The sequence below is a fragment of the Bacillus sp. AP8 genome (assembly GCF_000321185.1).
Lineage (GTDB): Bacteria > Bacillota > Bacilli > Bacillales > DSM-1321 > Bacillus_AD > Bacillus_AD massilioanorexius.
In genome coordinates, this window is sequence record NZ_CAPG01000074.1 from 81,585 (window position 1) to 89,163 (window position 7,579).

The 7,579-nt window shown below is 35.0% G+C and carries 6 protein-coding genes; all 6 read right to left on the reverse strand.

Features of this window, described 5'->3' with window-relative positions; translation table 11 throughout:
* Window positions 1–5: 5 nt before the first annotated feature.
* Entirely contained in the window at window positions 6–2,363 is a 2,358-nt protein-coding gene (locus BN349_RS17935; protein WP_019243720.1) for an anaerobic ribonucleoside triphosphate reductase, read from the reverse strand.
* 265 nt (window positions 2,364–2,628) lie between these two features.
* Window positions 2,629–3,282, reverse strand: coding sequence for a TetR/AcrR family transcriptional regulator (locus BN349_RS17940; protein WP_019243721.1), 654 nt, complete (start codon window positions 3,280–3,282; stop codon window positions 2,629–2,631).
* A 154-nt stretch (window positions 3,283–3,436) separates the two neighbouring features.
* Window positions 3,437–5,311 carry a PTS fructose transporter subunit IIABC gene (locus BN349_RS17945; protein WP_019243722.1) on the reverse strand — a complete coding sequence of 625 codons (1,875 nt, stop codon included), beginning with the start codon at window positions 5,309–5,311 and terminating at the stop codon, window positions 3,437–3,439.
* A 15-nt stretch (window positions 5,312–5,326) separates the two neighbouring features.
* Complete coding sequence (pfkB, locus tag BN349_RS17950) at window positions 5,327–6,238, reverse strand: 1-phosphofructokinase (protein ID WP_019243723.1); 912 nt, start codon at window positions 6,236–6,238, stop codon at window positions 5,327–5,329.
* Entirely contained in the window at window positions 6,235–6,987 is a 753-nt protein-coding gene (locus BN349_RS17955) for a DeoR/GlpR family DNA-binding transcription regulator (RefSeq protein WP_019243724.1), read from the reverse strand. The genes pfkB and BN349_RS17955 overlap by 4 nt, the downstream gene beginning before the upstream one ends.
* A 321-nt stretch (window positions 6,988–7,308) precedes the next feature.
* On the reverse strand, window positions 7,309–7,579 hold a 271-nt coding region (locus BN349_RS26450; protein ID WP_051024292.1), incomplete at its 5' end, for a hypothetical protein.

The window sequence follows — 7,579 nt, forward strand, 5'->3', positions numbered from 1 at the left end:
TCCTTTTAAAAATGCTTTACACGATCTCGTACTTCTGCTTTTTTAGCATTATTAAATCGATCTACTGTTCCAACTAAGTAACCTGTTATTCGACGTATTCTTTCAAATGGAATGTCTCCGTCTTCTTCTTTTCTGCCACATGATGGACATATATCACCTTCAATAACTCCAGAATACCCACAAATAGGATCACGATCAACCGGGTGATTAATACTACCATATCCAATTCCTAAATCTTTCATGGCATGAATAATACTTTCAAAAGCTTCTAGATTATTTGAAGGATTTCCATCCAATTCTATATAGGTAATATGACCTGCATTCGTTAATTCATGATAAGGTGCTTCCGTCTTGATTTTATCAAACGCATTAATCTTATAGTACACAGGTACATGAAAAGAATTTGTATAATACTCACGATCTGTAATGCCTTTTAGTTCACCATATTCTTTTCGATCAATGGCTGTAAATCTACCTGATAATCCTTCTGCAGGCGTTGCAATTAATGAAAAATTCAAATGATATTTTTCAGATGCTTCATCCATTCGTTTTCTCATATGTTGAATAATTTTTAATCCTAATTTTTGTGATTCTTCACTTTCTCCGTGATGCTTACCTGTTAAGGCAACCAAACATTCAGCCAATCCAATAAATCCGATTGTTAATGTTCCTTGCTTAATAACCTCAGCTAATGAATCATCCCAATCCAACTTATCAGAGCCAGTCCAAATATTTTGTCCCATTAGGAAAGGAAAGTTCTTTACCTTTTTATTCCCTTGTACCATCATTCTTTCTAATAACTGTTCTATAACTAAATCAATCTTTTCATCTAGTTCTGTAAAAAATGCCTTTAAATCCGCTTCGCCAGTTTGCAGCATTCCATGCTTAATTCCTAATCGAGGCAAATTCACTGTTGTAAAAGAAAGATTTCCACGACCACTTACTACTTCTTCACCACAAACATTGCCTAATACACGAGTTCTACAGCCCATATACGTAGCCTCTGTTTCCGGTCTACCTTCTTGATAATACTGAGCATTAAATGGCGCATCTAAGAAGCTGAAGTTAGGAAACAGACGTTTAGCCGAGACACGACATGCCAACTTAAATAAATCATAGTTAGGGTCTCCAGGATTTAAAGTTACTCCTTCTTTTACCTTAAATATTAAGATTGGAAAAATCGGTGTCTCTCCATTACCAAGCCCACTCTCTAATGAAAGCAATAAATTTTCTGTAATCATTCTTCCTTCAGCTGAAGTGTCTGTGCCGAAGTTTACACTTGAAAAGGGAACTTGTGCACCAGCACGTGAATGCATCGTATTTAGATTATGAATAAATGCCTCCATAGCCTGGTATGTCTTTCTATTGGTTTCTTTGTGAGCTTCTTTGTAAGAAAAAGCTTGAATCTTCTCCACAAGTTCTTCTCCAATTGCAAAAGTACGCATTAATATCTCTTTTTCTACTTCACGGTATTCATCGGATAAAGCGAGTTGCAATTCACTTTTAGTTTGTAATTCTACTTTCTGCACAATTTCTGATACACACACTACTTCTTGATCATCTAAGTCTTCAAACAACTGAAGTGCTTTCATCAAATGGCTCATATAAGATTTTTTAAATGTTTTTTTCACCCCTTCAGCTAAACCGTAATCAAAGAATGGAATACTTTGTCCACCATGTTGATCATTTTGGTTACTTTGAATAGCAATCGCTGCCAATGCTGCATAACTAGCAATATCATTTGGCTCTCTCAAAAATCCATGCCCCGTGGAAAATCCACCCTCGAACAATTTTCTTATATCAATTTGACAGCATGTTAAAGTACCCATGTTTAAAAAATCCATATCATGAATATGAATATCTCCTTTATCATGAGCAATTACATGTTCAGGTTTTAACATATTTGTCTTACAGAATTCTTTAGAAACGGTGCTACCATATTGCAGCATCGTACCCATCGCAGTATTTCCATCTATATTTGCATTTTCACGTTTAATATCTGCATCATTAGCATCAACAAACGTTATTTCTTTAATGGATTTCATTAATCTACTTTTGGAATGTCGAACTCTATTACGTTCACCACGATATAAAATATACTGTTCGCTTGTTTTGGCGTGACCATTTTTTATTAATATTTTTACGACTATATCTTGTATCTCCTCAACACTAGGAATTTTACCTAGATACTGTTTATTAATTACGTTTACAACTTCTTTAGTAAGTAGCTCTGATAAATGATAATCAGCCTTTTTACCTTCATTTTCTGCTACCTGCGATGCAGCTAAAAAAATCGCTCTCGTAATCTTCTCTTCATTAAATGGAATAGTTCTACCATCGCGTTTACTTACCTCTTTTATCAAAACAGCCAACCCCTTACACAATATATGGAATATAATCAAAACATTAACACTATATGTAGTATGAAAAATCAAAAAAATGCCCTTCAACATAAGTTAAAGGGAGCATTTTTTAATTATCTTTAATGTAACAAAATAGTTTTTTAGCGTCAATGAGGTTAAAAAATATACCAATAGATTTCGATAAACTAGCAAAAAATGTTCACTTTTTATCCATTTTCCCTTACCACTTTTTAGAATTAGTAAATAATCCACATCATCTATATGTCTATTTAGCTCGTAAATAATCAAGAAAAATATTCTTTACAATAGCCTGCTGTTTTTCTGATTCAACACCAGATTCTGTGATACTAATACTTTGAAACAAACTAAGCTTTTTGGAAAAGCTCATAAAAGCATGTGTAATAGATATAAAAGCTTCTGTTATTTCAATATCAGTTCGAATTGACCCATCCTGCTTACCATTTTCAATTATCGACTCAAATATTTTAGAGTTTTTCAAAATTGCATCATAGTATTGATCAATATCTTCTAACGGTTCTGGAGATAGAGCTGCATAGCTTTCAAATGCTTCTAATAATTTTGTTTGGTTAGTGAATTTAGTTAAATGTAATGACATAAAGAATTCAAAAATTTTATCTAGTTTTTCAATACAAGTGATATCAAGATTAGCAAAAGACTCGAAAGTAGCGATATTTTTTTCCATAATATATACAGCTACAGCAACAAAAAGCTTCTCTTTTTTTGGAAAATAACGAAATACAGTGGCAACCCCAATGTCCAATTCATTTGCTATATCTTGCATTGTCGTTTTCTCATAACCTTTTTGAATAAATAGTTTTTCAGCGGCAGCAACAATGCTATTCTTCCTTTTCGTTTTGCCATTATGTCTATCCATTGCTAAACTCTCATGAGAACTCATGAACATAACACACCCTTTTGGTCATACTAATAGTAGAAAATGCTAACAAAATATCGGGATAATGTCAATTTATCGAAAAACGCTGAAGTATTGTGGGTAATTAAAAAAGGTCTCAACTTATACTTATATTATAAGATGAGACCTTTTTTCATAATTATTTTTCTTGAACTGGTTTCTTCCAGAATCCAACAAGGACTGCTGTAATAATAGAACCAATTAATAGTGAAACGAAGTACATTAATGGATTTTTAACTGCCCAAATAACAAAGATACCACCATGTGGAGCTTGTAATGTACAACCAAAGAATAAAGCTAGACCACCAGCTACAGCTGCACCAATAACAGAACTTACTATTACTCTTATTGGATCAGCCGCTGCAAAAGGAATTGCTCCTTCTGTAATAAAGGATAGTCCCATTACGTAGTTTGTTTTACCAGCATCACGTTCAGCTAAGGTAAATTTATTTTTAAAGAATGTTGTAGCAAGAGCCAAACCAAGTGGTGGCACCATCCCACCAATCATTACCGCTGCTTGAGGCACATAGTTACCAGCATCAATCATAGCAATACCAAAAGTAAATGCAGCTTTGTTAATAGGACCACCCATATCAACTGCCATCATACCTGCAAGAATAACACCTAATAATACAATATTTGTTCCAGTTAAGCCGTTTAACCAGTTAGTTAAGCCATCCATTGCGAATTTAACTGGTGTATTAACAACAAAAATCATAATTAAACCAACAAGTAGCATACCAAAGAAAGGATATAATAATACTGGTTTAATTCCTTCAAATGATTGTGGTAAGCCTGAGAATAATTTTTTCAATCCGATGACTACATAACCAGCTAAGAAACCAGCAACTAGACCACCTAAAAATCCAGCACCACCACTTGCAGCTAAAAGTCCACCTACCATACCTGGCGCAAATGCAGGACGGTCAGCAATTCCCATCGCGATAAAACCTGCTAGTACAGGAACTAATAAGGCAAATGCTCCTATACTTCCGCCACCAATTGAATTTAGCGCTTCCGCAATAGTTCCTTCTGCATTAATACCACCAATTAAGAAGGACAGGGCAATTAATAAACCGCCACCTACTACAAATGGAAGCATATTAGAAACACCATTCATTAATGGCTTATAGAAATACTCACTAAATCCGCCTTTAGTTGATGAACTAGAATTAGCATCACTTGCTGCTTCTCCAGTTGCTTGATAAATTGGAGCATCTTGTTGTAAAGCACGATCAAGCAATTCATCTGTTTTACGAATACCTGCTGCAACAGGAACTTTAATGACATGCTTACCTGCGAAACGATCCATAGCTACTTGTTTATCTGCCGCCACAATGATAGCAGTTGCTTTCTCAATTTCCTCTGGCGTTAATTCTCCTTTAACACCTGTTGAACCATTTGTTTCAACTTTAATAGCAATGCCTCTTTCCTTGGCCTTTGCTTTCAATGCATCTGCCGCCATATATGTGTGAGCAATTCCAGTTGGACAAGCTGTAACAGCAAGTACCAATTGCTCATCCTTTGAAACATCAACGGTTTCTTCTTCACCATCTTCTTCTTTTTCTTTTTTATCAATAATTGAAATCACTTCATCTGGAGTTTGAGCGGCTAATAAATCTTCACGAAACTTGGCATCCATTAGCAGAGATGAAAGACGTGATAGTGTTTCAAGATGCTCGTTATTAGCACCTGCACTCGCAGCAATCATAAATAATAGATGAGCTGGTTGCCCATCTAATGATTCATAATCAACACCTTGCTCTGATTTTGCAAATAATATAGAAGGAATTTTAACTGCATCCGTTTTCGCATGAGGAATAGCAATCCCTTCACCAATTCCTGTTGTACTTTGCGATTCTCGAGTTAATATCGCTTCACGATATCCCTCTAGACTATTTAAACGACCAGCTTCTTCTAATTTTTTAGTCATTTCATCTATTGCTTCTGCTTTACTCGTAGAAGCCAAATGAATTATAACGGTGTCTTTTTTTAATAAATCCGTAATTTTCATGGTGTCCCACCTAACTTATAATTTCTTGATAGTTACTTGATCTAATAAAGAATCAATTTTCTCTTTTGATGCTAAATCCTGGCTAAATGCTGTTGCACTTCCTGTTGCTACTGCTACTTGGAAAGCTTTTATAAAATCATGTTCTTTTGAATAAGTTCCGATAAAACCTGCAACGAGCGAATCTCCTGCACCAACAGAATTAAGCACTTTTCCTTTAGGTATCGTAGCGGTGTATACATCTCCATTTGTAAAAAGAAGAGCACCATCGCCAGCCATGGAAACAATGACATTTTCAGCTCCCATTTCCACAACCTTTTTTCCATAAGGAATGACTTCTTCAACCGTTTTAATTTCTGTTCCAAATAATTCACCTAACTCATGATGATTTGGTTTTACCAGAAATGGTTTATCTGCCAATACTTCTGCCAATACTTTTCCTCCAGCATCAACCACAACTTTTACACCCATTTGGCTATATTTTTTGACCAAATCCGAATAAAAAGTTTGTGAAATTGAAGGTGGAATACTTCCAGCTAAAACAAGTATGTCACCAGCTTGCAATTCATCCAGCTTGCTATAAAGTTCCTGAATATTTTGCTCGCTTAATGTTGGTCCCATACCATTGATTTCGGTTTCTTTCCCAGTCTTCAATTTAATATTAATTCTTGAATCTTCTTTCACTTGAACAAAATCGGTAGTTACACCTTCATTTTTCAAGAAATCTTGAATGAAGCTTCCTGTAAAACCTCCAAGAAAACCTAATGCTTTCGAAGGAACATCAACGTTTGTTAGTACTCGCGATACGTTAATTCCTTTTCCTCCAGGAAATTTACTTTCACGATCCATACGATTTAAATGATCTAGTTGAAAATTATCCACCTCAACGATATAGTCAATTGATGGATTCAGAGTTACTGTATAAATCACGGTGTCACAACCTTCATATTTGTTATTTCTACATATTGCTGAACAAGTGATTGCTCAACATTCGAGGTAATAATTGTTGCTTGCTCTACATTGGCTACCTTAGCAAAAAATGTTTCAGTAAATTTACTTTTATCAGCTAAGACATAAGCTTCTTCTGCCAACTCAATCGCTATCTTCTTCAATATAGCCTCTTCTGGATCAGGGGTTGTAAATCCAAATTTTGCATCTATTCCATTCATCCCTAAAAAGCATTTATCAAATCGATATTGCTTTAAATTTTCTTGAGCAACTGATCCTACAATAGCTTTAGTATTTTCTTTTATTCTTCCACCTATTAAATAAGTAGTAATTTTTGCTGAAGCTAGTGCATCTGCATGCATCATACCATTGGTTACGATTACAATTTTTTTATTGATTAGAGATGGAATCATTTCAGAAACAGTTGTACCTGCATCAAGATAAATACAATCCCCATCTCGTACTAAACTTGCTGCATATTCAGCTATAGTTTGTTTATCATGAAGGTTTTTGGATGATTTATCTTGCATAGTTGGCTCATCTATTTTGGAATAAGGAAGTGTAGCTCCTCCATGTATTCTCTTTAAAAGACCTTGCTCTTCTAAAAGTGCCAAGTCTCTACGGATTGTAGATTCTGACGCCTTTGTTCTTTGTAATAGATTTTGCAAATCCACTACACCATTCCGAGATAAAAGATCAAGAATTATATGATGACGTTCGGCAGTTATCATAATAACCCCCCTCTTGTTAATTCCTTCACATTCTTTTGTTATTATAGTACAAATACCTTTCAAAATCAATCATAACCATTCATAAACAATCAAAAAGAACATATTCTATACATATTGTTTACATAAAGAGTCCATTATCATTCATCTTTACAGAAAAAACTTCAATCCTTTGTTTATTTAGTTATTCCTACCTTTTAAGAAAGATCCACCACTTCTTCCTTCAATAAAAAAATGCATAGAAAGAGCCAATTAATGACTTCTTCCTACGCATAGAAATGTTTGAATGAAAATGAAAAACAAAAACAAAAAAAGACCAACATCTTAGTTGGTCTTTTGCTTTGCCTGGCAACGTCCTACTCTCACAGGGGGAGACCCCCAACTACCATCGGCGCTAGAGCTTAACTTCCGTGTTCGAATGCCGACGAACGATAAGCTACGAATCTCTTCGTCCATTTCACTCGTTCCGTCCTCATGTACATTGTACATTCCGGGCGTCACTCCTTCATGTCCTCGACCTTCTTGCTTCTCCTTCGTCGGTTTACTATTTGGCTGACCTTTTTGTTGTTTAATCCTTCGGATTTTTCTTTTACAT